The organism is Pseudonocardia sp. DSM 110487 (assembly GCF_019468565.1).
GTDB lineage: Bacteria > Actinomycetota > Actinomycetes > Mycobacteriales > Pseudonocardiaceae > Pseudonocardia.
On record NZ_CP080521.1, the window covers coordinates 8,644,176 to 8,670,742 of the forward strand.

General features: G+C 72.1%; 20 protein-coding genes and 1 pseudogene. 15 read left to right on the forward strand and 6 right to left on the reverse strand.

The window, feature by feature from the left end:
- Nucleotides 1-68: 68 nt before the first annotated feature.
- Nucleotides 69-863: an SDR family NAD(P)-dependent oxidoreductase gene (locus K1T35_RS40455; RefSeq protein WP_220256965.1), complete on the forward strand. Its 795-nt coding sequence runs from the start codon at nucleotides 69-71 to the stop codon at nucleotides 861-863.
- A 10-nt stretch (nucleotides 864-873) separates the two neighbouring features.
- Here the strand turns inward: K1T35_RS40455 and K1T35_RS40460 are convergent, their stop codons facing one another.
- Nucleotides 874-1,080, reverse strand: a complete 207-nt coding sequence (locus tag K1T35_RS40460) for a zinc ribbon domain-containing protein (protein WP_220256966.1) — start codon at nucleotides 1,078-1,080, stop codon at nucleotides 874-876.
- Between the two features lie 117 nt (nucleotides 1,081-1,197).
- On the opposite strand from K1T35_RS40460, the gene K1T35_RS40465 reads away from it, so the two are divergent.
- Genes K1T35_RS40465 through K1T35_RS40475 form a run of 3 tightly spaced genes read left to right on the forward strand, consistent with a single transcriptional unit; the run spans nucleotide 1,198 to nucleotide 5,763 of the window.
- Nucleotides 1,198-2,646 (forward strand): MFS transporter, encoded by a 1,449-nt coding sequence (locus K1T35_RS40465; RefSeq protein WP_220256967.1) that lies wholly within the window; start codon nucleotides 1,198-1,200, stop codon nucleotides 2,644-2,646.
- Nucleotides 2,646-5,129, forward strand: a complete 2,484-nt coding sequence (locus K1T35_RS40470) for a PEP/pyruvate-binding domain-containing protein (protein WP_220256968.1) — start codon at nucleotides 2,646-2,648, stop codon at nucleotides 5,127-5,129. The genes K1T35_RS40465 and K1T35_RS40470 overlap by 1 nt, the downstream gene beginning before the upstream one ends.
- A gap of 4 nt (nucleotides 5,130-5,133) precedes the next feature.
- Nucleotides 5,134-5,763 (forward strand): TetR/AcrR family transcriptional regulator, encoded by a 630-nt coding sequence (locus tag K1T35_RS40475; protein ID WP_220256969.1) that lies wholly within the window; start codon nucleotides 5,134-5,136, stop codon nucleotides 5,761-5,763.
- Nucleotide 5,764: 1 nt separating this feature from the next.
- Here the strand turns inward: K1T35_RS40475 and glgP are convergent, their stop codons facing one another.
- Nucleotides 5,765-8,305: an alpha-glucan family phosphorylase gene (glgP, locus tag K1T35_RS40480; RefSeq protein WP_220256970.1), complete on the reverse strand. Its 2,541-nt coding sequence runs from the start codon at nucleotides 8,303-8,305 to the stop codon at nucleotides 5,765-5,767.
- A gap of 109 nt (nucleotides 8,306-8,414) precedes the next feature.
- On the opposite strand from glgP, the gene K1T35_RS40485 reads away from it, so the two are divergent.
- From K1T35_RS40485 to K1T35_RS40495, 3 genes are all read left to right on the forward strand, one after another.
- The gene (locus K1T35_RS40485) at nucleotides 8,415-8,852 is read left to right on the forward strand and encodes an Rrf2 family transcriptional regulator (protein ID WP_220256971.1); all 438 of its coding nucleotides are present in this window, start codon (nucleotides 8,415-8,417) and stop codon (nucleotides 8,850-8,852) included.
- Between the two features lie 93 nt (nucleotides 8,853-8,945).
- Nucleotides 8,946-10,370, forward strand: coding sequence for an MFS transporter (locus tag K1T35_RS40490; protein WP_220256972.1), 1,425 nt, complete (start codon nucleotides 8,946-8,948; stop codon nucleotides 10,368-10,370).
- 95 nt (nucleotides 10,371-10,465) lie between these two features.
- Nucleotides 10,466-11,755 (forward strand): MFS transporter, encoded by a 1,290-nt coding sequence (locus K1T35_RS40495; RefSeq protein ID WP_220256973.1) that lies wholly within the window; start codon nucleotides 10,466-10,468, stop codon nucleotides 11,753-11,755.
- Between the two features lie 8 nt (nucleotides 11,756-11,763).
- Here the strand turns inward: K1T35_RS40495 and K1T35_RS40500 are convergent, their stop codons facing one another.
- Nucleotides 11,764-12,267, reverse strand: a complete 504-nt coding sequence (locus K1T35_RS40500) for an SRPBCC family protein (RefSeq protein ID WP_220256974.1) — start codon at nucleotides 12,265-12,267, stop codon at nucleotides 11,764-11,766.
- A 76-nt stretch (nucleotides 12,268-12,343) separates the two neighbouring features.
- Between K1T35_RS40500 and K1T35_RS40505 the strand changes: the two genes are divergently transcribed.
- The 3 genes from K1T35_RS40505 (at nucleotide 12,344) to K1T35_RS40515 (ending at nucleotide 16,032) form a co-directional block, all read left to right on the forward strand.
- The gene (locus tag K1T35_RS40505; protein WP_220256975.1) at nucleotides 12,344-13,246 is read left to right on the forward strand and encodes a sigma-70 family RNA polymerase sigma factor; all 903 of its coding nucleotides are present in this window, start codon (nucleotides 12,344-12,346) and stop codon (nucleotides 13,244-13,246) included.
- Between the two features lie 57 nt (nucleotides 13,247-13,303).
- On the forward strand, nucleotides 13,304-13,714 hold the full coding sequence (locus tag K1T35_RS40510; protein WP_220256976.1) for a PPOX class F420-dependent oxidoreductase: 411 nt from the start codon (nucleotides 13,304-13,306) through the stop codon (nucleotides 13,712-13,714).
- A gap of 335 nt (nucleotides 13,715-14,049) precedes the next feature.
- The gene (locus K1T35_RS40515; protein ID WP_220256977.1) at nucleotides 14,050-16,032 is read left to right on the forward strand and encodes an alpha-1,4-glucan--maltose-1-phosphate maltosyltransferase; all 1,983 of its coding nucleotides are present in this window, start codon (nucleotides 14,050-14,052) and stop codon (nucleotides 16,030-16,032) included.
- Between the two features lie 56 nt (nucleotides 16,033-16,088).
- On the opposite strand, the gene K1T35_RS40520 is transcribed toward K1T35_RS40515, so the two are convergent.
- Nucleotides 16,089-16,916, reverse strand: coding sequence for an NAD(P)H-binding protein (locus tag K1T35_RS40520; RefSeq protein WP_220256978.1), 828 nt, complete (start codon nucleotides 16,914-16,916; stop codon nucleotides 16,089-16,091).
- A 95-nt stretch (nucleotides 16,917-17,011) separates the two neighbouring features.
- Here K1T35_RS40520 and K1T35_RS40525 point away from each other — a divergent pair, with 95 nt between their 5' ends.
- On the forward strand, nucleotides 17,012-17,374 hold the full coding sequence (locus tag K1T35_RS40525; RefSeq protein ID WP_220256979.1) for a helix-turn-helix domain-containing protein: 363 nt from the start codon (nucleotides 17,012-17,014) through the stop codon (nucleotides 17,372-17,374).
- 491 nt (nucleotides 17,375-17,865) lie between these two features.
- On the opposite strand, the gene K1T35_RS40530 is transcribed toward K1T35_RS40525, so the two are convergent.
- Nucleotides 17,866-18,477 (reverse strand): hypothetical protein, encoded by a 612-nt coding sequence (locus tag K1T35_RS40530; protein WP_220256980.1) that lies wholly within the window; start codon nucleotides 18,475-18,477, stop codon nucleotides 17,866-17,868.
- Between the two features lie 295 nt (nucleotides 18,478-18,772).
- Between K1T35_RS40530 and treS the strand changes: the two genes are divergently transcribed.
- Genes treS through K1T35_RS40545 form a run of 3 tightly spaced genes read left to right on the forward strand, consistent with a single transcriptional unit; the run spans nucleotide 18,773 to nucleotide 22,994 of the window.
- Nucleotides 18,773-20,524 (forward strand): maltose alpha-D-glucosyltransferase, encoded by a 1,752-nt coding sequence (treS, locus tag K1T35_RS40535; RefSeq protein ID WP_220256981.1) that lies wholly within the window; start codon nucleotides 18,773-18,775, stop codon nucleotides 20,522-20,524.
- On the forward strand, nucleotides 20,521-21,924 hold the full coding sequence (locus K1T35_RS40540; RefSeq protein WP_220256982.1) for a phosphotransferase: 1,404 nt from the start codon (nucleotides 20,521-20,523) through the stop codon (nucleotides 21,922-21,924). The genes treS and K1T35_RS40540 overlap by 4 nt, the downstream gene beginning before the upstream one ends.
- Before the next feature lie 38 nt (nucleotides 21,925-21,962).
- Nucleotides 21,963-22,994, forward strand: coding sequence for a sigma-70 family RNA polymerase sigma factor (locus K1T35_RS40545; protein WP_220256983.1), 1,032 nt, complete (start codon nucleotides 21,963-21,965; stop codon nucleotides 22,992-22,994).
- Here the strand turns inward: K1T35_RS40545 and K1T35_RS40550 are convergent, their stop codons facing one another.
- Nucleotides 22,995-23,669 carry a hypothetical protein gene (locus K1T35_RS40550; RefSeq protein WP_220256984.1) on the reverse strand — a complete coding sequence of 225 codons (675 nt, stop codon included), beginning with the start codon at nucleotides 23,667-23,669 and terminating at the stop codon, nucleotides 22,995-22,997.
- A gap of 104 nt (nucleotides 23,670-23,773) precedes the next feature.
- Between K1T35_RS40550 and glgB the strand changes: the two are divergent.
- A pseudogene (glgB, locus tag K1T35_RS40555) lies at nucleotides 23,774-25,963 on the forward strand (1,4-alpha-glucan branching protein GlgB); the annotation flags it as partial.
- Nucleotides 25,964-26,567 lie beyond the last annotated feature (604 nt).

Below are 26,567 nucleotides of genomic sequence, written 5' to 3' on the forward strand. Positions count from 1 at the left end.
CGCTCACCGGCTGGTCGTGATCCCGACGGCGGCGACATCCGTCGCCGGATCGGGAGAGGGAGCCCAGCATGCTCGAGGGCAAGAACGCGGTCGTCTACGGAGCCGGTGGGGCCATCGGCGGGGCGATCGCCCGCACCTTCGCCGCCCGAGGCGCGCGCGTGCACCTGGCCGGCCGGAACGCTACCGCGCTCGACGCCGTGGCCGAGGAGATCGCCGGAGCGGGCGGCGCGGTGGAGACAGCACAGGTCGACGCGCTCGACGAGACCGCGGTCGGCGCGCACGTCGACACGGTGGTTGCGTCCGCGGGGAGCATCGACATCACGGTCAACGCCGTGGGGATCGACCACATCCAGGGAGTGCCGCTCGCGGAGCTGTCCACGAAGGACTACAGCGCGCCCATCGCTGCCTACACCCGGACCCATTTCCTGACGGCGACGGCGGCTGCGCGGCACATGATGCGGCAACGCCGTGGGGTGATCCTCACCCTGTCGACGCCCGGGGCACTCATGGCGGGCGCCGTCGCCGGCGGGTTCGGGGTTGCCTGCGCTGCGATCGAAGGACTGACCCGCCAGCTCGCCGGCGAGCTGGGCCCCTACGGCATCCGGGTCGTGTGCCTTCGCCCCGACGGGATCCCGGAGGCGATCGGCGCAGGCTCGCACAGCCGCCAGGTCTTCGCCCGCCGCGCCGAGATCCTCGACATCTCGCTGGACCAGTTCATCGACCGGTTCGCCGACGGCACCCTGCTCAAGCGCTCGGCCACCCTGGACGACGTCGCCAACGTGGCCGCCTTCATGGCGTCGGACCAGGCACGGGCGATGACGGCGACAACCGCGAACATCAGCGCAGGTTCGGTCGTCGGCTGACACCGCGGGGTCAGCCCCCGCAGCATCCGCCTCCGCAGCAGCCGCCACCGGCCGGTGCCGACGCCGAGCCGCGCCCGCCCACCGCAACCGTGCTGAGCAGCTTGACCGTGTCGTCGTGCCCGTCCGGGCAGCGCGCAGGCTCGGAGGCATCGGCCATGGGGCGGCTGACCTCGAAGGTCGAGCCGCATTCACGGCAGCGGAAGTCATAGCGGGGCACAGCCAGAGCCTATCCAGCGTGCCTCAGGACCAGAAGATGGACCACAAGTGAACGTTGCGTTTCGTAGGGGTGGACTCTACTCTCCCTAGAGAACGCAGCGTTCTCTAGGAGGTCAGGATGGCGCGCCGTGTGCTGCCGGGTCTCATGCTCGTGATGCTGCTCGGCGCCCTCGACCAGACGGCGATGGCTCCTGCGTTGCCCGCCGTTGCGACCGACCTCGGTCGGTTCGACCTCATGCCGGCCGTGATCACGGCGTACCTGGCGGCGGCCACCGTCGCGATGCCGCTGCACGGCAAGCTCGGCGACCGGTTCGGCCGGACGCCCGTGCTGCTGGTCGCGATCGTGGTCTTCGTGCTCGGCGCCGTGCTCTGCGCCACCGCCACCTCGATGCCGGCACTGATCGTCTGGCGGGTCGTGCAGGGAGCGGGCGGCGGCGGGCTCATGATCGGGGCGCAGGCCGTGCTCGGCGAGGTGGTGAGCCCGCGGGAACGCGGGCGCTACCTCGGCCTGCTCGGCGCGGTGTACGTCGTCGCCGCGGTGGGCGGTCCGCTGTGGGGCGGGCTCGCCGTCGACCACCTGACGTGGCGCTGGATCTTCGCGATCTACCCGCCGCTCGGCCTGGTGGCGCTGGTCGTCGTGGCCCGCACGCTGCGGCTGCCGCCGCCGGCGGAGCGGCGGCCGTTCGACGTGCTCGGGGCGATCCTGCTCTCGCTCACCGTCACGGGCGTCGTCCTGCTCGGCAGCGGCCCGGGCGGCCTCACCCCGCTGGTCGCGGTGGCCACCGTGCTCGCCGCGGCGGGCTGGCTCGCCACGACGCGCCGAGCCGCCGACCCGGTGCTGCCGCTGCGACTGTTCCGCGCGCGCTCCATCGCGATCCCGACGGCCGTCAGCCTGCTCATCGGATTCGCCCTGTTCGGCACGATCAGCTACCTGCCCGCGTTCCTCCAGGTGGCACGGGGCGTCACGGCCACGCAGGCCGGGCTCGTGGTCACAGCGCTCATGGCGGGCGTCCTCGTCACCACGACGGTGTCCGGCCGGATCATCACGCGCACCGGCCGCTACAAGGCGTTCCCCATCGCGGGCACCGCCACGGCAGCGCTCGGCCTTGCCCTGCTGGGCACCGTCGGAGCCACCACGCCGCTCCCGCTGGTGCTCGCCGCGCTGCTGCTGGTCGGGCTGGGCGTCGGAATGGTCATGCAGGTGATGGTGCTGGTCGCGCAGAACGGGGCCGAGCACCGCGACCTGGGTGCGGCGACGTCAGCGGTCACGTTCGTGCGCCAGATCGGCGCGAGCACCGGGGTCGCCGTGATCGGCGGCCTGATCACGTCCCGGTTCGCGGCGGCGCTTCCCCCGGGCACCGACGCACGCGTCGCCACCACCCTCGATCCGGAGCGGCTCGCCCACCTGCCCGCCGCCGTGCGCGACGCGTTCGGCGCGGCCGTTCCCCCGGTGTTCGGGTACGTCGCCCCGCTGCTCGGGCTGGCCCTGGTGCTGGCCGTCGCACTGCCCGCCCGGCCGCTGCGCGACACGGCGCATGTCGGCTCACCTTCAGGAAGGAGGCCGTGATGACACACGCCCCCACCCGCCCCGCCACCGGCTTCGTGCTCCCGCTCACTGCCGTCGGCCGCCAGGATCTCGCGGCCGCGGGCGGCAAGGGCGCCAACCTCGGCGAGCTGGTCCGCGCCGGGTTCCCCGTGCCGGACGCCGCCGTGGTCACCACCGATGCCTACGCCGCTGTCGTGGAGCACGCGGGCCTCGCTCAGGCCGTGGCCGCCGCTGCCGAGGACGACGGGGCCGCGCTGCGGGGCGCGTTCGCCGCCGCCGAGATCCCCGCCGACATGCGCGCGGCGATCCTCGACGCCTACGCGCTCCTCGGGAACGGGCCGGTGGCCGTCCGGTCGAGCGCAACGGCCGAGGACCTGCCCGGTGCGGCGTTCGCCGGGCAGCAGGACACCTACCTCAACGTCGTGGGCCCCGAGGCGCTGCTCGACGCGGTCCGCCGCTGCTGGGGGTCGCTGTGGACGGAGCGGGCCATCGCCTACCGGGCGCGCCGCGACGTCGATCCTGCAGGCGTGCGGATCGCGGTGGTGGTGCAGCGGATGGCGCCTGCCGCGTTCGCGGGCGTGCTGTTCACGGCCAACCCGGTGAGCGGCGACCGCGAGGAGGTGGTCGTCGACGCGAGCAGCGGGCTCGGTGAGGCCGTCGTATCCGGGCTGGTCACGCCCGATCACTACGTCCTCGACGCGGACGGGAACGTGCGCGAGCGGCGTCCCGGGCTGCGCGAGGTCGTGGTGCGCGGGGTCGAGGGCGGTGGTGTCGAGCACCGCGCCGACGAGGCACACGTGGAGCTTCCGGACGCGGTGCTCGCCGAGCTGGCCGCGCTGGGCCGGAAGGTCGCCGCGCACTTCGGGCGGCCGCAGGACATCGAGTGGGCGTGGGCCGACGGCCGGATCTGGCTGGTGCAGGCGAGGCCGATGACCGCGCTGCCCCCTCCGCCCATCCACCTGTCCCGGATCCAGCGCATCACCGGCCCGCAGATCATCGAGTACGTGCCGGTCCGCCCCTACCCCATGGACGTGAGCGGCTGGATCGAGCGCGGCATCGGCCGCATGGTCGCGCGGATGCTCTTGGAGATACCCGGGTTGCGCATCGACTTCGCCGACGTGCTCCCCGAGGTCGACGGGGTGGTGGACCGGTTCGTCCCACCTCGGCCGCGCCCCACCCGGAAGGTGCTCGGCGCACCGGCTCGCAACCTGCGGCGGATCCGGCGCTTCCGCCCGGCCGACTGGACCCGCGATCCGCGGTACGCCCGCTTCGAGCGGGAGGTGCACGAGCTCGCGGCCCTCGACGTGGGCGCGCTCGGCTGGGACGAGCTGCGCCGGCTGCCGCAGCGCGCGTTCGACACCGCGGACATCGTCACCGACCTGCGCGTGGACTACCTGCCCCTGGTCGGGATCGACCTGCTGCGGTTGCGCCTGCTTCAGGTGCTGCTGCGCCGCCGCGACGTCGCCGGGCTCACCCTCGGCACGCACACCCGCACCGAGGACGCCAACCGGGAGCTGCTGCGGCTCGCCGAGCGCGTGCGCGCGGACGGGGCGCTGCGCGCGGTGTTCGGGCTCGACCCGGAGGCGCTCGCGGAACGGATCGAGCAGGATCCCGCGTTCGCCGACTTCCGTGCCGCGCTCGCGGCGTTCCGCGCCGAGTACGGCCACCGGGAGACGGCGAGCCCGCTGCTGATGTCCTCGCCGACATGGGGCGACGCGCCCGTCACCGTGCTCGGCATGGTGAAGGTCCTCGTCGAGGACGCGCCACCGGCGCCGCCGGCCGACCGCGCGGAGCAGGCCGAACGACAGCTGCTGGCGCACCGGCTGGTGCGCCTGACCCGCTCCGCGCGGCGCGTGCGGCGCCTGCTGGCCGCAGCCCGCGCCGGCATCGCGTTCCGCGAGGACACGCACTTCCACGCCACCCGCGTGCTCCCGGTGCTGCGCCACGCCGTGCTGGAGATGGGACGCAGGCTGGCCGCCGCCGGTGTGCTGCGCGACGCGGACGACGTGCTGCACCTGCGCCTCGAGGAGCTGGAGGTTCTCGGCGACCCCGCCACGCTCGCCCCGGCCGACGCCGAGCGCATACGGGCCGCGGCGCGCGCCCGCTCGGCCCGGCGCGCCGAGCTGGCAGGTGTGCCGCTCATCGCACCGTCGGTGCTCTTCGCGGGCCGCGCTGCGCAGGGCGATGCGCTGGTCAGCGGCACCCCGGCCAGCGGCGGGCTGGCCACGGGGCCGGTGCGAGTGATCCGCGACACCGCCGACTTCGGCCGGCTCCGCAGCGGTGAGATCCTCGTCTGTCCCTACACGAACCCCGCATGGACCCCGCTCTTCCAGCGGGCGGCCGCCGTGGTCGTGGACACCGGGGGCGTCGGGTCGCACGCCGCGATCGTCGCCAGGGAGTACGGCATCCCGGCCGTGATGGGCTCGGCCACCGGCACGAGCGCGCTCACGGACGGCCAGGTCGTGACGGTAGACGGCGACACCGGCAAGGTCACGGGAGACTAGGGGCGTGAGCTCCCCGGCGCGGCCCCTCTCAGAACCGGACCTCGACCACCGGAAGCGGCCCCGCAGGCGTGGCGCCGCGCTGGAGACGGCGATCCTCGACGCGGTGCTGGCCGAGCTCGCCGACGTGGGCTACGCACGGCTCTCGATGGAGCGGGTGGCCGAACGCGCGGGCGCTAGCAAGGCGTCAGTGTACCGGCGCTGGCCCAGCAAGGTCGAGCTCGTGATGGACGCGGTGTACCACGTCTTCCCAGAAGCCGGGTCACCACCGGACACGGGCAGTCTGCGCGGCGACCTGCTGGCCATGATGCGCGCGGTCGCCGAGCAGCTCGCGGGACCGGCGGGCCAGGCGCTCTCCGGAATCCTCAGCGACGCGCTCGGCGATCCGGACCAGGCCCGGCGCGTGCGCTCCTACGCTCGGGGCAACAGCCAAGGGGGCGTGCGCGAGATCGTGCGCCGCGCGGTCGCCCGCGGCGAGGTGGACCCCGCCGCGGTGACCGAACGGCGCCTCGAGGCAGCGCACGCCCTGCTGCGGCACCAGTTCATCACCCGCGGCGTCCCGATCCCGCTCGACGTGATCGAGGAGATCGCCGACGAGGTGGTGATCCCGCTGCTCCAACTCCCGAAGAGGTCGTGATTCAGCGGGGCAGGACGATCTTGCCCAGCTCCGCGGACGAGGCCAGCAGCGGGTGGGCCGGCAGCACGCGCACGGTGTAGCCGGTGAGGCCCGCGTGCGGCAGCTTGACCATCGACTCGAAGCGCTCGCCCATGCCGTCCGCCGCGCTGACGTGCTCCATCCCCACGGTGACGCTCTCGGCGAGGTCGTCCGTCTCGCCGACGCGCCCGATCACCGCCTCCACCAGGACGTCCTTCGGCTCGAGCCCGGCAAGCTGCACCGAAGCGCGCACGGTCATCGGCGCGCCGACCTCCGGGGTGTCCGGCAGGCCGGACGCGTCGACGCCGGTGATCTCGACCTGCGGCCACGCGGCGTTGAGCCGGGCCCGGTAGGCGGCCAGCTCGCGCGCGGGCCCGTAGTCGTCGCCGGAGATCCGGGCGGCCGCACGCGCGGCGGGGGCGTACCAGTCCTCGACGTACTCGCGCACCATTCGCGTGGCCTGCACCTGCGGACGGAGCGTGGTGAGTGTGTGGCGCACGAGCTCCACCCAGCGCGGAGGCACCCCGTTCGTGCGCTCGTAGAACGCGGGCGCCACCTGCGTGGCGAGCAGCTCGTAGAGCGCGTTGGCCTCGAGGTCGTCGCGCCGCACCGGGTCCTCGATGCCGTCCGCGGTGGGGATCGCCCATCCGTTGGCGCCGTCGTAGAACTCGTCCCACCAGCCGTCGCGGATCGACAGGTTGAGCCCGCCGTTGAGCGCCGACTTCATGCCGGATGTGCCGCAGGCCTCCAGCGGCCGCAGCGGGTTGTTCAGCCACACGTCGCAGCCCCAGTACAGGTACCGCGCCATCGACATGTCGTAGTCGGGCAGGAAGACGATCCGATGGCGCACCGCGGGGTCGTCGGCGAACCGGACGATCTCCTGGATCAGCGCCTTGCCGCCGTCGTCGGCCGGGTGACTCTTGCCCGCGACGACGAGCTGCACCGGTCGGTGCGGGTCGAGCAGCAGGTCGCGCAGCCGGTCCTTGTCGCGCAGCATCAGTGTGAGCCGCTTGTACGTCGGCACTCGGCGGGCGAACCCGACGGTGAGGATCTCCGGGTCGAAGACGTGGTCGGTCCACGACAGCTCCGGCGTGGACGCGCCGCGCTGCAGCCACGCCTCCCGCACCCGGCGGCGCACCTCGGACACCAGCCGCGCCCGCAGCGCGCCGCGCAGCTCCCACAGCATCTCGTCGGAGACGGGCTCGCGTGGACCGTTCGCCACGGGGCCGCAGTCCCCGAGCAGCGCGGTGACCTCGCGGGCCTCCCACGTGGCGCCGTGCACCCCGTTGGTGACCGAGCCGATCGGCACCTCGTCGGCGTCGAAGCCCTCCCAGAGCGGGCCGAACATGCCGCGCGACACGGCGCCGTGCAGCTGGGAGACGCCGTTGGCGCGCTGGGCCAGCCGCAGGCCCATGTGGGCCATGTTGAACATGTTGGGGTTGTCCTCGATGCCGAGCGCGAGGACCCGGTCCATCGGGACGCCGGGCAGCATCCCGTCGAAGAAGTAGTGCCGCACCAGGTCCACCGGGAACCGGTCGATGCCCGCTGGGACGGGGGTGTGCGTGGTGAAGACGGTGCCGGCGCGGACCGCGGCGACGGCCTCGTCGAAGGAGAGCCCGTCGCGCTCGTGCAGCTCGCGGATGCGCTCGAGGCCGAGGTAGCCGGCGTGACCCTCGTTGGTGTGGAACACCTCCGGCTGCGGGTGCCCGCTGACCGCGCAGAACGCGCGCACCGCCCGCACCCCTCCGATGCCGACGAGGATCTCCTGCTTGATGCGGTGGTCCTGGTCGCCTCCGTAGAGCCGGTCCGTCACGCCGCGCAGGTCCGGCTCGTTCTCCTCGATGTCCGAGTCGAGCAGCAGCAACGGCACCCGCCCTGCCGTGGCCTGCCAGACGCGCGCCTTGAGCACGCGCCCGCGCGGCATCCCGACCTCGACGAGCACGGGTTCGCCGTCCTCGCCTGCGAGCAGCTGCAGCGGGAGGCCCTGGGGGTCGAGCACCGGGTAGTGCTCGAGCTGCCAGCCGTCGAGCGAGAGCGACTGCCGGAAGTACCCGGAGCGGTACAGCAGCCCGACGCCGATCAGCGGCACACCGAGGTCGGACGCGGCTTTGAGGTGGTCGCCCGCGAGCACGCCGAGGCCGCCGGAGTAGTTCGGCAGCACCTCGCTCACGCCGAACTCCATGGAGAAGTAGCCGACGGCAGCGGGCAGCGAGGGGTCGTCCTCGCGCTCCAGCTGGTACCAGCGCGGCTCCTGCAGGTAGCTCGTGAGGTCGTCGGCCAGCTCGCGCACGGTGACGACCGTGTCCGCGTCCTTGGCCAGCTCCTCGAACCGCGCCGAGGAGATCTCCCCGAGCAGCCGCACCGGGTCGTGTCCCGCGCGCTCCCACGCGTCGGGGTCGAGCGTGGCGAAGAGGTCCTGGGTGGGCGTGTGCCAGGTCCACCGCAGGTTGGTGGCCAGTGTCTGCAGCGGAGCCAGCGCGGAGGGCAGCTGGGCGCGAACGGTGAACCTGCGGAGAGCCTTCACCCGGCAGACGATAGATGAATGGATCCCGGGATCGGTCCAGTGCTCGCCGCTTGATTGACAGCCGATCGAACTAGAACTAACTTGGTTGCAGTTCGAGCGGAAGGATCACATGGGCCTCAGCAGTAGGAGCGCCGTCGCGATCCATGCGCTCACGATGCTGGGCCGCTGGAACGACCGGTCGCTCACCTCGGCGGAGATCGCCGACAGCCTCGCGAGCAACCCCGTTCTGGTGCGGCGCATCCTCGGCAGCCTGCGGGACGCGGGCCTCGTCCTGTCCACCGAGGGACGCGGCGGCGGCTGGACCCTCGCCCGCAGCCCGCGGGAGATCACGCTCCACGACGCGTTCGCCGCGGTGGAGGAAGGCCCGGTCCTGTCCCGGCACGCGCATCCACCCAGCGACGCGTGCGAGGTCGGGCGGCACATGCAGGCCCTGCTCGAGTCCGAGTTCCGCGCCGCGGAGCACGCCATGGAAGAGCGACTCGGACGCACGACCATCGAACACCTCGTCCAGGAGACGCTGACCCGCGAACGCGAACTGGCGCGCTAGTCGCCCCCGAGAACGGCGGAGGCAATCGACCTCCGCCGTTCATTTTTGCCCTAACTGTAACCATCAACGTGGCAGTAAACGGAGGAACGCCCTATGACGTCCACGACGGAACGAACCGGCGCGGGGCCCGCCCTGCTGGCCGTGCTCACGCCGGCACTGCTCGCCACGGTCGTCGCGAGCGACATGGTCAACCTCATGCTCCCGGCGATCGGGGCCGAGTTCGGGGCCTCCGCCGCCGAGCTCGCGTGGGTCGTCACCGGCTTCCTGCTGGTGTTCTCGATCGGCATCCCCCTCTACGGCCGCCTCTCCGACCGGGTGAGCCTGCGGCGCCTCTTCGCGTTCGCGCTGCTGACCTACGCGGCCGGGAGCCTGGTCTCCGCGCTCGCCCCGAACCTCCCCGTGCTCGTGTTCGGGCGGATCGTGACGGGGGTGGGCGGGGCCGCGATACCGGTGCTGTCGATCATCGCCGTCACCAGGTTGCTGCCACCCGGCAAGCGCGCAACGGGCATCGGCGTCGTCTCCGCGGCCGCGGGCGTCGGCACCGCGGCCGGGCCGGCCGTCGGCGGGGGGATCGGGCAGCTGCTCGGGTGGCCAGCGCTCTTCTGGCTCATGTCGGTGGTCGCGCTCGTGCTGCTCCCCGCGGCGTGGCGGGTGCTGCCGGGCGAGCCTCCGGCCGGCACGGACCGGTTCGACCTGACCGGCGGGACCCTGTTGGGCCTCGGCGCGGGGCTGGTGCTGTACGGCATCACACAGGCACAGGTCGCGGGCGTCACCGCGGCCTCGTCGTGGGGCAGCCTCGCCGTGGCGGTGGTGGCGCTCGCGCTCTTCGGGTGGCGCACGGTCCGCGCCGAGCACCCGTTCGTCCCGCCGGCGCTGTTCGCCAACCGCGTCTTCCGCACCGCGGTCGGCGTCGCGTTCCTCTCCATGATCGTCAACCTCGGCGCGCTGGTGTTCGTCCCGCTGCTGCTGATCGACGTCAACGGGCTCACCCCGGGAGAGGGGGCCATCGTCATGGTGCCGGCCGGGATCGCCGTCGCTGTCCTCTCGCCGCTCGTCGGCAGGCTGGCCGACCGCATCGGCGCCCGGCCGCTCGTGTTGACGGGCCTCACCGCGATGCTCGTGTTCGCCCTCTTCCTCTCGACCGTCACGGGGGTGATCCCGGCCGGGGTGGGTGTTCTCGGCCTCAGCGTCGGCTTCCTCCTCGTGCTGACCCCGATCATCAGCGCCGCCGCGAGCGCGCTGCCGCCCGACCAGGTCGGCGTCGGCCTCGGGATCCTCCAGGGCGCCCAGTTCCTCGGCGCAGGCACCGGGCCGGCCCTGTTCGGCGCGCTCGTGAGCGCGCGGGAGCAGGGCGGCGGCGCCGCACTCAACCCGCTGTTCACCGCCCACGCGGGAGCCGCATTCTCCGACGCGTTCCTGGCCATGGCGGCGGTCTCCGCCGTCTCGCTCGTCGTCGCGTTCCGGATGCGTCCCCGGGGTGTGGCTCGACACGCTCACGCGGGCCCTGCTGCGGGATGAGGGGACTTCCGCCACATGAAAAGTGCGATGGCGCGCGAAACGGGCACCGGGCACTGTTCTGCCACCCCACACTCGCCGCGCCATCGGGAGCGCACATGTCAGCGTCGACCGCGCAGCCCACTCCGACCGACGTGCGGAAGGTGGCCCTCGCCAGCCTCGTCGGCACCACGATCGAGTGGTACGACTTCTTCCTCTACGCACTGGCCGCGGTGATCGTCTTCCGGAGCCAGTTCTTCCCCGGCACATCCGAACTCGCAGGCACGCTGGCCACGCTGGGCACGTTCGCCGTCGGGTTCATCGCACGCCCGCTCGGCGGGGTAATCTTCGGGCACATCGGCGACCGGATCGGGCGGAAGATGACGCTCGTCACCACGCTGGTGACGATGGGGGTCGCGACCTTCCTGATCGGTCTGCTGCCCACGTACGAACAGATCGGGGCCGCCGCGCCGATCCTCCTCGTCGTGCTGCGCATCGCGCAGGGCCTCGCGGTCGGTGGGGAGTGGGGCGGCGCGGTGCTGATCTCGGTCGAGCACGCCCCCGAGGCCCGTCGCGGCTTCTACGGCGCCTTCCCCCAGCTCGGCGTGCCGCTGGGGCTGATCACCTCGAACCTCGCGATCCTGATCCTCGCCGGTGTGATGCCGAGCGAGCAGTTCTTGGCATGGGGCTGGCGCATCGCGTTCCTGATCAGCGCACTGCTCGTCCTCGTCGGGCTCTACGTCCGGCTGAGGGTCACCGAGAGCCCCGAGTTCGCCGCGGCCCGCGAGAACCCGCCGTTGCAGCTGCCGATCGTGACGGTCGTGCGCAACCACTGGCCACAGGTGCTCTGCGGGACGGCGATCTTCTCCGGCATCACGGCGATGGGGTACATGGCCGCGACGTTCGCGATCCAGTACGGGTCGACCACCCTCGGCATCGTCAACACGTTCCTGATCCTCGCGGTGATCGTCGGCGCGATCGTCGAGGTGCCGCTGTCACTCTGGTTCTCGGCGAAGTCCGACGAGATCGGCCGGCACCGGATGATCGTGTACGGCTCCGTCGTGGCCGGGGTGGCCGCGATCTTCTTCCTCCCGGTGATGTCCACGGCCGTCCCTGCGCTCGTCTTCATCGCGATGTTCTTCGCCCGCGTCTCGGGTTCGCCGATGTACGGCCCCGCGGCCGCCGTCGCGGCGGGCGCCTTCCCGGTGGAGGTCCGCTACACGGGCGCGTCGATCGGCTACCAGTTCGGCGCGATCGCGGGCGGAGCGCTCGCGCCGATCATCGCCACGCTGATCCTCGCCTCGCCCGCCGGCGTGTGGGGCGTGTCGGCCTACCTGGCGGCCATGGTCGCGGTGACCGGCATCGGCGCGTACGTGGCCGGCCGGCTCGCGGCACGTCAACCTGTGTGACGCCGAACTCAGGACGGATGCTCCGCTCCTCCGGCGGCACCGCGACGGCGTTGGTCAGGCCCCGAGTACGTGCCGCGCTCCAGCAGTTCTTTCAGGTTGCGATGGCTTTGCGGCGCTCGGCTGGCCGCGATCCGGCCGAAGACGTCGGGCATCAGCAGCTTGCCCGCTCCCCGCCCGTGGAAGTCCAGCGTGAAGGTGACCCGCGAGCCGCTGCCACCGTCGATCGGCTCCACCGAGATGGTCGCGTTCACCCGCAGCGGCCCGTCGACGCTGCCAGCGGCGAAGCTCATCGGCGGGCGGAAATCGGTGATCTCCTGTGTGGTCCGGTACTCGACCCGCCCGATCTTCCGCGTGGTGGTGAACCTCGTGCCGAGGCCGGGCGGGCGGTCTCCGTGGATGCGCACGCCGGCAACGTCGCTCTGCCACTCGGCGAACCGCCCGGGATCGGTGGCGTAGGCAAAGACCTCCTTCGGTGGGCACGCGATCTCGATGGTCGAGGTGATCGGCGGCATGGCTCCCCCTGGGGTGTCACATCGACTGGGTTCGATCCGTCATCAGTGATGACGGATCGTGTCGGGAGAATGTGACGTGTCGGAAGCCGAGCGCCTCGCAGAGCGCTTCCACGCCCACCGCGGTCGGCTGCGGGCGGTGGCGTACCGGATGCTGGGTTCGCTCAGCGAGGCCGACGACGCCGTGCAGGAAGCCTGGCTGCGCGTCAGCCGCGCGGGCGCAGCGGGCGTCGACGACCTCGGCCGGTGGCTGACCACCATCGTCGCGCGGGTGTGCCTGGACATGCTGCGCACTCGCGCCGCGCGGCGGGAGCAGCCGTCCGGGGTGCACCTACCCGACCCGATCCTCGCCTACTCCGATGCGCCGGACCCGGAGCAGGAGGCGCTGCTCGCCGATGCGGTCGGGCTGGCGCTCCTCGTCGTCCTGGAGGAGCTCGCGCCGGCCGAGCGGCTGGCACTCGTGCTGCACGACACCTTCGCCGTGCCGTTCGAGGAGATCGCCGCCATTCTCGGACGTTCCCCGGCCGCCGCCCGTCAGCTCGCCAGCCGCGCCCGCCGCCGCGTTCGTACCTCGGAGGCGCTGCCCGACGCCGACCTCGCCGGTCAGCGCAAGGTGGTGGACGCCTTCCTCGCGGCCGCCCGCACCGGCGATCTCGAGGCGCTGGTCGCCGTGCTGGACCCCGACGTCGTGGTCCGCGCCGACTGGGGAGCGCCCGCTGCCGGCTCCAGGGTCCTGCGCGGGGCGCGGCCGGTGGCCGAGCAGGCACTCGCCTTCTCGAGACGGGCCGCGTCCACGCGACCCGCGCTGATCAACGGAACTGCCGGGGTGGTCGCGACCGCACACGGGCGGCCGGTCGCGGTAATGGGTTTCACCGTCAGGGACGGGAGGATCACCGAGATCGACATCCTCGCCGACCCGCAGCGCCTCCGGCGGCTGCACCCGGCGGTCGTCCCCGAACCGCCGATCACCGCCGGACCATGAACCGGGCAGCTCGCGCGGTCGCCGGCGCTGGCGATCCTTGGTCGCTAGGGTCGTCCGATGGATCTCGACGAGGCACGAGAGGTCATCCGCGAGCAGCACCGGGCGGTGCTCGCCACGATCCGGGGTGACGGCACCCCGCAGATGTCGCCGGTCCTCGTTGCCGTGGACGACGAGGGGCGCGCGCTCGTGAGCACCCGCGAGACCGCCCTCAAGGTGCGCAACCTGCGCCGGGACCCGCGGTTGTGGCTCTGTGTGCTGCCGGACGGGTTCTTCGGACGCTGGGCCCAGGTGGAAGGACGTGCGGAGATCATTTCCCTGCCGGGCGCGATGGACGGCCTCGTGGACTACTACCGGCGTGTCTCGGGCGAGCACGAGAACTGGGACGACTATCGCGAGGCCATGCGTCGGGACCGGCGGGTGCTGCTGCGGGTCGAGCTCACCCGCGCAGGCCCCGACCGCGCCGGCTGAGAAGAGCGACCGACGGACGGCGGCCGTCCTCACGGCAGGTCGGGTACGTCCGGCCCGCCGTCGTCGGAGGTACGGCGACGAACGGGACTCCCGCGGCCGTGCCGGTGATCGTGATCTCTTCCGTCATGTCTCCCCCTCCGGGTGAAGACGCCGGCGCGGACGTGCTGATACGCCACCCGGAGCAACTCAACCGTCGCCTCCGCCGGCTCGCCACCGGCATCATTGGGTCGGTCGGGTGACCATCGGGTGAACGGCGGCGCCCCGTTCTGATCGAACGCAGATCGGGTAGGTAGTTTTGTGACTTCCACGACGGGTGCTCAGCTGGGGGTGTGCCGATGACCGGTCGGCTCGGAATCGATGACGTGACTCCCACCGTGAGCGGTGGTCGTCATCCGAGCAAGTCCGTCGTCGGCGAGGTCGTCCCGATCACGGCCACGGTGTGGCGGGAGGGCCACGACGCGGTGGCGGCCAACGTCGTCTGGCGCCGGATCGGCAGCCAGGGCGCGGCGCACCACGTCCGCATGACTCCGGTCGGCACCGGCACCGATCGGTTCGCCGCCACCGTCGTGGCCGACGAGCCGGGCCTGTGGACCTTCCGCGTCGACGCGTGGAGCGACCCGTGGTCCACGTGGCGGCACACCGTCACCGTCAAGCTGTCGGCCGGGCAGGGCGCCGAGGAGCTGGCCAACGACCTGGAGGTAGGTGCCCGGCTGCTGCAGCGGGTGGGCCGCCGCCCAGGTGAGCGCCCGCACCGCGACCTGCTCTTCGGCGCAGCCAACGCGCTGCGCGACACCGCGCTCCCGCTGCACGCGCGCGTGGCACCCGCGCTGTTCCCGGCCGTCGAGAAGATCATGACCGAGCGTCCGGTCCGCGAGCTCATCACGCGCGGGCGCCCGCAGCAGATCCACGTCGACCGCGAGCGGGCCCTTTTCGGGTCGTGGTACGAGTTCTTCCCGCGCTCGACCGGCGGCGTCGACGAGATGGGCCGCCCCATCCACGGCACGTTCCTCACGGCGTCGAAGGAGCTCGACCGCGTCGCCACGATGGGCTTCGACGTCGTCTACCTGCCACCGATCCACCCCATCGGCACGGTGCACCGCAAGGGCCGCAACAACAACGTCAACGCGGGGCCCGGTGACGTCGGCTCGCCGTGGGCGATCGGTTCCGCCGAGGGCGGGCACGACGCCATCGAACCGGAGCTCGGCACGCTCGAGGACTTCGACGCGTTCGTCGACCGCGCCCGTGACCTGGGCATGGAGGTCGCGCTCGACTTCGCTCTGCAGTGCGCCCCCGACCACCCCTGGGTGGCAGAGCACCCCGAGTGGTTCACCGTGCGCCCCGACGGCACGATCGCCTACGCGGAGAACCCGCCGAAGAAGTACCAGGACATCTACCCGGTCAACTTCGACAACGACCCGGCCGGGATCTACGCCGAGTCGCTGCGGGTGGTGCTGCACTGGGCCGAGCACGGGGTGCGGATCTTCCGCGTGGACAACCCGCACACCAAGCCGCCGAACTTCTGGCACTGGCTGATCTGGCAGGTCAAGGCCCGCTATCCGGACGTGCTGTTCCTCGCCGAGGCGTTCACGCGCCCCGCGCGGCTGTTCGGGCTCGCGCGGCTGGGCTTCACGCAGTCGTACACGTACTTCACGTGGCGAACCACGAAGCAGGAGCTCACCGACTTCGCGCTGATGCACGCCGAGCGCGCCGACGAGTGCCGGCCCAACTTCTTCGTGAACACCCCGGACATCCTGCACGAGTCGCTGCAGACCGGCGGGCCCGCGATGTTCGCGATCCGGGCCACGCTCGCGTCCACGCTGTCGCCGACGTGGGGCGTCTACTCCGGCTTCGAGCTCTTCGAGTCGGAGCCGGTGCGCCCCGGCAGCGAGGAGTACATGAACTCCGAGAAGTACGAGCTGCGTCCCCGCGACTTCGCCACCGCCCTCAACCACGGCCGCTCGCTCGAGCCCTACCTCGGAAGGCTCAACGAGATCCGCCGCGCCCACCCGGCGCTGCAACAGCTGCGCGACCTGCACTTCCACGAGGTCGACAACGACTCGATCATCGCCTACTCGAAGACCGACCCGGTCACCGGCGACACCGTGCTCGTGGTGTGCACGCTCGACTCGTTCCACCCGCAGGAGGGCACCACCTCGCTGAACATGCCCGCCCTGCGCGCCGAATGGGACGACCGCCTCACGGTGCACGACGAGATCACCGACGAGACCTACGAGTGGGGCCGGTACAACTACGTGCGACTCGATCCGTCGCGGAACGTGGCGCACGTCTTCCGCGTGGCGCGGAGCGCCACCCCTTGATCGGCGGAAGTGGTGTCAGGGCGACAGATTCGTCGCGCTGACACCACTTCCAGCGATCAGTCGCGGAACGCCGTGATGTTCCGCCCGACCCACTCGGCGTACGCCCGTGGCGGGCGGCCGAGGACTCGCTCGACGTCGGGGCTCACACGCTGGTCGGCGGGTGTCGCCTCCCCGAAGATGTCGAGGGTTGTGTCGGCGACCCGCTCCGGCATGAACCGCAGCATCTGCGCCTTGGCCTCCGCGCGGGTCTGCTCGACCAGCCGCACCTCCTCGCCCAGTGCCGCACCGATCGCCGCGACCCGCCGCCGCGGCGCGATCGGCACCGGCCCGCTGAGCTCGTACACCTGGCCGACGTGCCCGTCGCCCAGCAGGACAGCGGCGGCGACGTCGGCGATGTCAGCGGGGTCGATGACGGGAAGACCGACGTCCGGGAACGGTGTGAAGACCGTTCGCCGGTCGCGGACCGCCTCCGCCCACCACAGGTCGTTCGACGCGAAGCCGCCAGGGCGCAGCACGGTCCAGTCCACGCCCGACCCCGTCAGAGCGTCCTCCAGGTCGGACGGGTGACGGCCGGTGGCAACGCCTTGCGAGGACAGCAGGACGACGCGGCGCACGCCCCGGGCCTGCACGACGTCGAGGACGGCGGCCATGTCGCCACCTCCCGCGTCCCACTCCCCGGAGGTCAGCAGGAACAGCGCATCAGCTCCGTCCAACGCCGGCTCGAGGGTCGCCGGGTGCATCAGGTCGGCCTCGACGTGCACTACGCCCGCCGGCAAGTCCGAGGCCGGCCTGCGCGACACCGCCGTCACCTTCTCCCCCGCCACGGCGAGCGCCTGCACCAGCGGCCGCCCCACGTTCCCGGTAGCTCCGGTCACCACGATCACGATCTGCTCCTCCCGCTCGTCCGGCTGGTCAGCCGGTACGAACGGAAGCTAGTGTCCGGAGGCTAGTAGGTACCTAGAGGAAAGTGACTATCTCCGTGACTGTGCAGGCGTGCCCGATCACCCCGGTCGTCGACATCGTCTTCAGCCGGTGGACCACCCCGATCCTGTGGACGCTGCACGCGTCCGGCCGGCAGCGGTTCGTCGAGCTCCAGCGCCGCATCGAGACGATCACCCCGAAGGTGCTCACCCAGCGGCTGCGGCAGCTGGAGCGCGACGGCCTCGTGACGCGCACCTACCACCCCAGCGTCCCGCCGCGGGTGGAGTACGAGATCAGCGAGCTGGGACTCAGCCTCGCCCCGCTGTTCCAGCAGCTCGCCCACTGGGCCGACGACCATCTCGACGAGGTCGACAAGGCGCGCCACAGCTACGACGAGGCCGGCCGGCCCCTGAGCAGCTAGCCCGCACGTCTCGCGGAGATCAGGGCGCATCCGGCTGCGCGAGTACGCCAGCACTAGCCGGGAGGCACCGTCCAGAGCCCCCGAGGCCTCCGGTAGTGCGTGCCACGGAATGGCCGGTTCACGGCCACGGCAGCTTGATCAGTAGTTCGGCGCGTTCCCGGGTCGTTTTCGCCCGCTTTCGCGCCGAAGCGTTGATCATGTCCGTCGGACCGCCTCCGGTGGCGCCGCGCGCCCTGAGGGGCAGGCCCTTGGCCTGCCCGCGCTGCATGCCCCAGGGGTCGCAGAGGCTCGCGAATCAAGGGTCGCGCAGCGATCGCGCAGCGACGCCGAAGGCGCCCTTGAATCGTGAGGGGCGACCCCGCACACTGCGCGGCGCCACCGGAGGCCCCGGGTTCCTCAGGCCCGGCGCCACCGAAGGCGCCCACAACCACTGCAGGTCCGCACCCCGCCGACCAGACCCGGCGAACGGATGTGGTCGCCGCACGCGCCGATCAGCGCGGCGAGTGCAGCCACGGCTCCCGCAGGTCGTAGTAGCGCAGGTCCTGGATCAGCTCCATGGCCTCCCGCAGCACCTCTGCGGCCTCGGCGGGTATCTCGCCCCGCTCGCCAGCCCGCGCCTCCTCCTCGGAGGTGAAGTACATGACCTGCGTGAACGCGCCGTCTCCGCCGTCGTGGAGGGCGGTGATGTAGCCGAGCAGGTCCGGGCGAATGTCCGGGTGGTCCCGATCGAGGCTCGACGTCATCTCGCGCAGCCGGGCCACGTCACCCGTGCGCCCCTGCATCACCTGCACGAATCCGGCCTCGTCCGAGCCGCCGCGACGCGCCACGGACACATCGCTGCAGTCGTGGAACTGCACGCCCTCCGGGAACAGCTTCTCGACACCCGAGAACCACTCGCCCTGCTGGGCCCGCCCGCTGTTGCGGCGCGCCGCCTCCGCCGACTCGAAGCGGGCGATGCCGATCAACGTGCCGTCGTCGGTCACGCCGACCGTGCTACCGAGCCAGCCATCGGCGCCGGGCGCCAGCCGCCGCGTCCAGTCCTCGAGCGCCTCGCGCATCTGCTCCGCGTCGCCGATCTGCCCTTGGAACACCTGTACGAACACAGCCCACTCCTTCCACTCGAGGGGCGACCAAGGGTCCTCCTGCAGACGGGCGTGCGCGCCGTCCATACGGCGTAAGGACCGGACTCGACGGACGCGCGAGCCCGTCACGCGCGGTGAGCCTACGGATGCGATCCGCGACTCGTCTGAGGTGGCTGCCCCCGAGCTCCGCGACGCCGGGAGCTACGCTCCGACGCGGCCGCCGAGCCACGTCCTGCACCCGGGCCCTCCGCCCGGTAAGACTGGCCGGGTGCCCCCTCCGCCATCCGTCCCCGCCCGGTAGGAACGCGATACGCCCATGTCGATCGACACCTCGGCCACAGAGACCCGGCACACCGAAGACGACCAGATCGTCGAGACATCGTCCGAGGATTTCGAGCATGCGCGCCCGCTGGACGTCGATCATGATTGGTTCAAGCGGGCCGTCTTCTACGAGGTGCTGGTCCGGGCGTTCTCCGACTCCAACCGGGACGGCACCGGCGACCTGCGCGGCCTGACCGAGAAGCTCGACTACATCCAGTGGCTCGGCGTCGACTGCCTCTGGTTGCCGCCGTTCTACGACTCCCCGCTACGCGACGGCGGCTACGACATCAGGGACTTCCGCGCGGTGCTGCCCGAGTTCGGCACCGTCGACGACTTCGTGGTGCTGCTCGACGAGGCGCACAAGCGCGGCATCCGGGTCATCACCGACCTCGTCATGAACCACACCTCCGACACGCACCCGTGGTTCGAGGAGTCCCGGCGCAACCCCGAGGGCCCCTACGGGGACTACTACGTGTGGTCCGACGATGACTCCCGCTACGCCGACGCCCGGATCATCTTCGTCGACACCGAGACGTCCAATTGGACCTACGACCCGGTGCGCGGCCAGTTCTACTGGCACCGCTTCTTCTCCCACCAGCCGGACCTGAACTACGACAACCCCGACGTGCAGGACGCGATGATCGACGTCCTGCGGTTCTGGCTGGACCTGGGCATCGACGGGTTCCGGCTCGACGCGGTGCCGTACCTGTTCGAGCGCGAGGACACCAACTGCGAGAACCTCGAGGAGTCGCACGCGTTCCTCAAGCGCTGCCGCAAGGTGATGGACGTCGAGTACCCGGGCCGCGTCATGCTCGCCGAGGCCAACCAGTGGCCGTCGGACGTCGTGGAGTACTTCGGCGACGCCGAGGTCGGCGGCGACGAGTGCCACATGGCGTTCCACTTCCCGCTCATGCCGCGCATCTTCATGGCCGTCCGCCGGGAGAACCGCTTCCCGATCTCGGAGATCCTGGCCCAGACGCCCGCGATCCCGTCCGGCGCGCAGTGGGGCATCTTCCTGCGCAACCACGACGAGCTGACGCTCGAGATGGTCACCGACGAAGAGCGCGACTACATGTACGCGGAGTACGCCAAGGACCCGCGGATGAAGGCCAACATCGGCATCCGCCGCCGGCTGGCCCCGCTGCTCGACAACGACCGCAACCAGCTCGAGCTGTTCACGGCGCTGCTGCTCTCGCTGCCCGGCTCGCCCGTCCTGTACTACGGCGACGAGATCGGGATGGGCGACAACATCTGGCTCGGTGACCGCGACGCCGTGCGCAGCCCGATGCAGTGGACGCCGGACCGCAACGCAGGCTTCTCCACCTGCGACCCAGGGCGGCTTTACCTGCCGCTGATCATGGATCCGCTCTACGGCTACCAGGCCGTGAACGTCGAGGCGCAGCTCAACAGCACCACCTCGCTGCTGCACTGGACCCGGCACATGATCGAGGTCCGCAAGCGCCACCACGCGTTCGGGCTGGGCGAGTACCACGAGCTCGGCGGCTCGAACCCGTCGGTGCTCGCCTACATCCGTTCGTCCGGCGACGACGTGGTGCTGTGCGTCAACAACATGTCGCGCTTCCCCCAGCCGGTGGAACTGGACCTCTCGGCGTGGCAGGGTTACGCCCCCCACGAGTTGACCGGAGGTGTGCCCTTCCCGCGTATCGGAGAGCTGCCCTATCTGCTCACCCTTCCCGGGCACGGCTTCTACTGGTTCTCGATCACCCCTGCGGAGGAAACTGGATGACGCTCGCCGAGGAGCTCCCCGAACTTCTGCCCGCGTGGCTGCCGAAGCAGCGCTGGTTCGCCGCGAAGGGCCGGCAGGTCCGGTCCGTCGCGATCGCGTCCATCACGCCGCTGCGCACCGACGGGGTGCCCCTCCTCGACCACGTGCTCCTCGCCGTCGACTTCGCCGACGACTCCCCGGTGCAGCACTACCAGCTCCTCGTCGCCCGCCGCGAGCACCCGCGCGGCGAGCTGGAGCACGTCGTGATCGGGGCCGTCGGCAGCCACGTCGCCTACGACGCGCTGTGGGACACCGCGGTCACCGAGTGGCTGCTCGACGCCATCCGCACCGGGCACACGGCGGGTGACATCCGATTCGTCCCCGAGCCGGGCGCCGAGATCGCGCAGGGCGTGCCCGGCCGGGTGCTCGGGGTCGAGCAGTCCAACACCTCGGTGTCGTGGGGCGAGCAGTCGATCCTCAAGCTGTTCCGCCGCGTGCTGCCCGGGATCAACCCGGACCTCGAGCTGCACCGGGCGCTGCGGTCGGTCGGCAGCGTCGACGTGGCCGCGCTGCAGGGCGCGATCGAGGGTGTCCTCCACGGGGAACCGGTCACGCTCGGGATGCTCCAGGACTTCGCCGCGAACTCCGCCGACGGCTGGGCCATGGCCCAGGCGAGTGTGCGGGACCTGTTCGCCGAGGGCGACCTGCGGGCCGACGAGGTGGGCGGCGACTTCGCGGCCGAGGCGTCCCGCCTCGGCGAGACCGTCGCCGTCGTGCACGCCGAGCTGCGCGAGGCGCTCGCCACCGGCGAGGCCGATCCGCGGGCACTGGCGAGGGAGTGGCACGACCGCCTGTCCGCATCCGTCGCCGAGGTGCCGGCGCTCGCCGAGCACGCCGGGCCGATCGACTCGATCTACGACGCCGTCGCGGCACTCACCGGCCCGCTGCCCACCCAGCGGGTGCACGGCGACCTGCACCTCGGGCAGACGCTGCGCACGCCGCAGGGCTGGCTGGTGATCGACTTCGAGGGCGAGCCCGCCGCCCCGCTCTCGGAGCGCGTCCGGCCCGACTCGACGTTGCGCGACGTCGCCGGCATGCTCCGGTCGTTCGACTATGCCGCGTTCCACCAGCTGTCCCAGTGGGAACCGACCGACCAGTGGACCGACCCGGACCACGACTCCCAGCTCGTCTGGAGGGCCAGGGAGTGGGCCGAGCGCAACCGATCCGCGTTCTGCGACGGCTACGCGCTGCGCGCCGGCACCGACCCGCGGGAGCAGAACGTCCTGCTACGGGCGTTCGAGCTGGACAAGGCCGTGTACGAGGTGGTCTACGAGTCCCGGTTCCGGCCGGCGTGGTCGGCGATCCCGCTGGCGTCGATCCGCAGGCTCACCGCCGACGCCCAGTCCGACGCGGGCGTCTGACCGGAAACTGTCGGTTGGCTGCGACACACTCGTGAGCGATGACCGAGTCCGATAGCGACGTGGCCGAGGCCGAGCTCCAGCGAGCGAGGGCGGGCGACGGCGAGGCGTTCCGCCGCCTGGTTGCGCCGCTGCACGCCGAGCTGCAGGCGCACTGCTACCGGATGCTCGGCTCGCTCCACGACGCCGAGGACGCCCTCCAGGACGCATTGCTGCGGGCCTGGCGGGGCATGGACCGGTTCGAGGGGCGCAGCTCGGTGCGCTCGTGGCTCTACAAGATCGCCACGAACGCCTGCCTCGACGCGATCGGCAGGCGGGGCAGGCGGGCGCTGCCGATCGACCTCGGCCCGTCGGTGGACCGCGCCGCGGTCGACGAACAGCCACTCACCGACGTCGCATGGCTCGGCCCCTACCCCGACTCCGCCGTCGCCGACGGCCGGGCGGCACCGCACGCGCGCTACGAACAGCGCGAGAGCGTGGAGCTGGCGTTCGTCGCGGCGATGCAGCACCTGCCGGGCAACCAGCGGGCCGCGCTGCTGCTGTTCGAGGTGCTGGGCTACTCGGCGAAGGAGGTCGCCGACACGCTCGACACCACCCCGGCATCGGTCAACAGCGCGCTGCAACGGGCCCGGAAGGTGGTCCACGAGCTGCGGCCGGTGCAGAGCCAGCAGCAGACGCTGCGCGCGCTCGGCGACACCCGGCTGCGCGAGCTCGTCACCGAGTACGCCACCGCGCTCGAGCGGGGCGACGCCGACACGCTCGTCTCCATGCTCACGGCCGACGCCACCTGGTCGATGCCACCGCTGCCCAGCTGGTACCGCGGCGCCGGGCCGATCACCGACTTCCTCGTCGAGCTTCCGCTGCGCCACCGCTGGCGCCACATGCCGGTGCGGGCCAACGGCCAGCAGGCCGTCGCCTGCTACATCTGGGACGAGCAGGCGGGCGCGTTCGTCGGCCGCATCATCGACGTCCTCACGCTGCGCGGCGACCGCATCGCCGCGGTCACGGCCTTCATCGACGAGGGCCTGTTCCCGCACTTCGGTCTGCCGGAGACCTTGCCTGCGGAGTCATGATCACGGGATGGGCGCGCCGCCCGCGAGGCGCGCCTGCAGGTCGTTCGTCGCCGTCCAGCGGCTCACCGCACACGCGGCCTGCGCGTAGACCTGGGCGTCGGCGCTCGCGGAGCGCAGCCAGTCGTCGAGGGTCTCCGGCAGCGGCCCGGCAGGCTCGACGAGGCAGCGGTCGCCGTCGGGCCGCACGTAGCGCGGGTCGTCCGAGACGAGGACGGCGAGCCCCTCGTCGAACCACTGAGGCACGGTCCGCTTCCCGAGCCGGGTGTGCAGCTCGACGTGGGTGAGCTCGTGCGCCGCGATCACCGGGTCGATCCCGCGGGGCGACAGCATCACCGCGCGGTTCAGCACGGCGATCCCGCGCTCACCGCCACCGCCGATCCCCGAGTAGCACTCGTCGGTGAGGCAGGCGACGAACGCCGGAGTGGCGCGCAGGCCACCGAAGAACGCCGCGACGCGGCGCGTGCCCTCGTCGACGGCGTCGCTCACCTCCTGCCGTTGCGCGGCGGCGACGCCCGGCTCGACGTGCAGGCCCTTTCGCACGCGGTCCAGCCCGTAGCAGCCGGGGCAGGTGGTGGCGGCGACGGCCGGGAACGCCACCGCGACGCCGACCACGAGGGCGAGCAAGAGCGCGAAGATCCCGCCCATGAGCAGCCGCCCACACATGCGCCCGATCATGCAGCAAGCGCACAGTGATCGGATCGTTGCTCCCAGGGTCGGCGACCTTGGACCGGGCGCACTAGGGTGCGCGCGTGGATCGTGAGGAGAACCGGACCCAGACGATCAGCGAGCGACCCGACCCGTGCCCGCCGGATCCGCACACGATCGACCGGCTGCTCGGCGGAGCGCACCACGACCCGCACGCGGTCCTCGGTGCGCATCCGCACGCGGACGGCACCGTTGTTCGTGTCCTGCGCCCGCACGCGGACGAGGTGGCGGTCGTGCGCGACGGCGGGGAGGGGTTCCCGCTGGTCAAGGTGCACGACTCCGGCCTGTTCTCCGGCGTGGTGCCGGGGCCCCCCGCCGACTACCGCCTCGCCGTGCGTTACGGCGAGCGCGTCGACATCGTGGACGACCCCTACCGCTGGCTGCCCACGCTCGGCGAGATCGACCTGCACCTGATCGGAGAGGGCCGCCACGAGCGGCTGTGGGACGTGCTCGGCGCGCACGTGCGCAGCTACGACACCCCCGCGGGCCGGGTCACCGGCACGAGCTTCGCGGTGTGGGCGCCCACCGCGCAGGGCGTGCGCGTCACCGGCGACTTCGACGGCTGGACCGGATGGGCACACCCGATGCGCGTGCTCGGCGGCTCGGGCGTGTGGGAGCTGTTCATCCCCGGCATCACGCCCGGCACCCGCTACAAGTTCCGCATCCTCGGCAAGGACGGGCGCTGGCGTGACAAGGCCGACCCGCTGGCCTTCCGCACCGAGATCCCGCCCGCGACGGCGTCGGTGGTCGACTCCTCGGAGCACAGCTGGGCCGACGAGGAGTGGATGGCGGCGCGCGCGCTGCGCCAGGCGCACGCCGAGCCGATGAGCGTCTACGAGGTGCACCTCGGCTCGTGGCGGCCGAACCTCGGTTACCGGGAACTGGCCCGCGAGCTCGCCGACTACCTCGACGAGGCGGGGTTCACGCACGTCGAACTGCTGCCGGTGGCCGAGCACCCGTTCGGCGGGTCGTGGGGCTACCAGGTCACGTCCTACTTCGCGCCCACCGCGCGCTTCGGCACCCCGGACGACTTCCGCTACTTCGTCGACCACCTGCACCAGCGCGGCTACGGCGTGATCGTCGACTGGGTGCCTGCGCACTTCCCGCGCGACGAGTGGGCGCTCGCGCGGTTCGACGGCACCCCGCTCTACGAGCACGCCGACCCACGGCGCGGCGAGCAGCCCGACTGGGGCACGCTCGTGTTCGACTTCGGCCGCCGCGAGGTGCGCAACTTCCTCGTGGCCAACGCCCTCTACTGGCTCGACGAGTTCCACATCGACGGCCTGCGCGTCGACGCCGTGGCGAGCATGCTGTACCTCGACTACTCCCGCCCCGAGGGCCAGTGGCTGCCCAACGTCCACGGCGGCCGCGAGAACCTCGACGCGGTGGCGTTCCTGCAGGAGATGAATGCCACCGTCTACCGCAACCACCCCGGCGTCGTGACGATCGCCGAGGAGTCCACGGCATGGCCCGGCGTCACCCGGCCCACCCACCTCGGCGGGCTGGGCTTCGGCTTCAAGTGGAACATGGGCTGGATGCACGACACGCTCGACTACGCCGGGCGTGACCCGATCTATCGGGGCTACCACCACAACCAGATGACGTTCTCGCTGATGTACGCGTTCAGCGAGAACTTCGTGCTGCCGCTGTCGCACGACGAGGTCGTGCACGGCAAGGGCTCGCTGTGGGAGCGGATGCCGGGCGACGCCTGGAACAAGGCGGCCAACCTGCGCGCGCTGCTGGCGTACATGTGGGCACACCCGGGCAAGCAACTGCTGTTCCAGGGCGGCGAGTTCGGCCAGGAGCGGGAGTGGTCGGAGTCCCGGTCGATCGACTGGCACCTGCTCGAGGACCCGCTGCACGGCGGCGTGAAGACCCTGGTCGGGGACCTGAACCGGACCTACCGCGCCACGCCCGCGCTGTGGACGAAGGACTTCACTCCCGAGGGCTTCTCCTGGATCGACGCCAACGACGCCTCCGGCAACGTCCTGAGCTTCCTGCGCCACGGGGTCGACGCCGACGGCAAGCCCACCGTGCTCGCCTGCGTCGCCAACTTCTCCGGCAGCCCCAAGCGCGACTACCGCGTCGGGCTGCCCTTCGCCGGACGGTGGCGCGAGGTGCTCAACACCGACGCGCAGATCTACGGCGGCTCCGGCGTCGGGAACCTGGGCGCCGTCGAGGCCGAGCTGACGATGTGGCACGGGCGGCCGGCGTCGGCCGTGTTGCAGCTTCCGCCCGCTGGTGTGCTGTGGCTCGTGCCGGAGCCGGGTGGCGGCGCGGTGAGCAGGCGCGCCGCGGCGACGACCGCGGCGGCGCCGAGCGCGGCACCGACCGCGGCGGCCACTACGGCCGCCAGCCAGGCGGCGACCGCCGAACCGGCCCCGCCCGGTGTCGCCGACGAGCCCGACTTCGCCGAGGAGGTGCCCGCCTCCGACGCGCCCGAGCGCGCGCCCGTGTCGCGGCCGTCGCCCACCGAGGGCGCGGGTGAGCCGGACCTCGACGCCGAGGTCCCCACGTCCGATGCGCCGGAACGGCCGTCGGCCGTCGCGGGGCCCGCCGCGGTCAGCACGGGGACCAGCGCGCCGGTGACCCGTCCGGCCACCGAGCCCGCCGATGTCGCCCCGGCGTCGCAGAACGGATTCGGCCCGGCGGGGACCACCGCGTGGGCCGACGCGCCGTGGAGCACCGCGCGTGCCGGTGAGACCGCTCCGCCGGCGGAACCGAGTCCCGACGACGCCGCGGACACCGGAGAGCTGCCCACGGTGTCCCCGGCACCCGCCGAGACCGGCCGGGACGACGCCGTGCCGGAGAACCCCGCGCCGGGCGCGGAGACGGTGCTCGACGACGGCCCGGCCGCCCCGGTGAGCG

Excerpts from the sequence above, each read along its gene's own strand:
- K1T35_RS40545 (WP_220256983.1), top strand. The coding sequence starts at position 21,963 with ATGACCGAGTCCGATAGCGACGTGGCCGAGGCCGAGCTCCAGCGAGCG.
- K1T35_RS40495 (WP_220256973.1), top strand. The coding sequence starts at position 10,466 with ATGTCAGCGTCGACCGCGCAGCCCACTCCGACCGACGTGCGGAAGGTG.
- K1T35_RS40515 (WP_220256977.1), top strand. The coding sequence starts at position 14,050 with ATGACCGGTCGGCTCGGAATCGATGACGTGACTCCCACCGTGAGCGGT.
- K1T35_RS40510 (WP_220256976.1), top strand. The coding sequence starts at position 13,304 with ATGGATCTCGACGAGGCACGAGAGGTCATCCGCGAGCAGCACCGGGCG.
- K1T35_RS40550 (WP_220256984.1), bottom strand. The coding sequence starts at position 23,669 with ATGATCGGGCGCATGTGTGGGCGGCTGCTCATGGGCGGGATCTTCGCG.
- treS (WP_220256981.1), top strand. The coding sequence starts at position 18,773 with ATGTCGATCGACACCTCGGCCACAGAGACCCGGCACACCGAAGACGAC.
- K1T35_RS40455 (WP_220256965.1), top strand. The coding sequence starts at position 69 with ATGCTCGAGGGCAAGAACGCGGTCGTCTACGGAGCCGGTGGGGCCATC.
- K1T35_RS40485 (WP_220256971.1), top strand. The coding sequence starts at position 8,415 with ATGGGCCTCAGCAGTAGGAGCGCCGTCGCGATCCATGCGCTCACGATG.
- K1T35_RS40500 (WP_220256974.1), bottom strand. The coding sequence starts at position 12,267 with ATGCCGCCGATCACCTCGACCATCGAGATCGCGTGCCCACCGAAGGAG.
- K1T35_RS40465 (WP_220256967.1), top strand. The coding sequence starts at position 1,198 with ATGGCGCGCCGTGTGCTGCCGGGTCTCATGCTCGTGATGCTGCTCGGC.
- K1T35_RS40540 (WP_220256982.1), top strand. The coding sequence starts at position 20,521 with ATGACGCTCGCCGAGGAGCTCCCCGAACTTCTGCCCGCGTGGCTGCCG.
- K1T35_RS40470 (WP_220256968.1), top strand. The coding sequence starts at position 2,646 with ATGACACACGCCCCCACCCGCCCCGCCACCGGCTTCGTGCTCCCGCTC.
- K1T35_RS40490 (WP_220256972.1), top strand. The coding sequence starts at position 8,946 with ATGACGTCCACGACGGAACGAACCGGCGCGGGGCCCGCCCTGCTGGCC.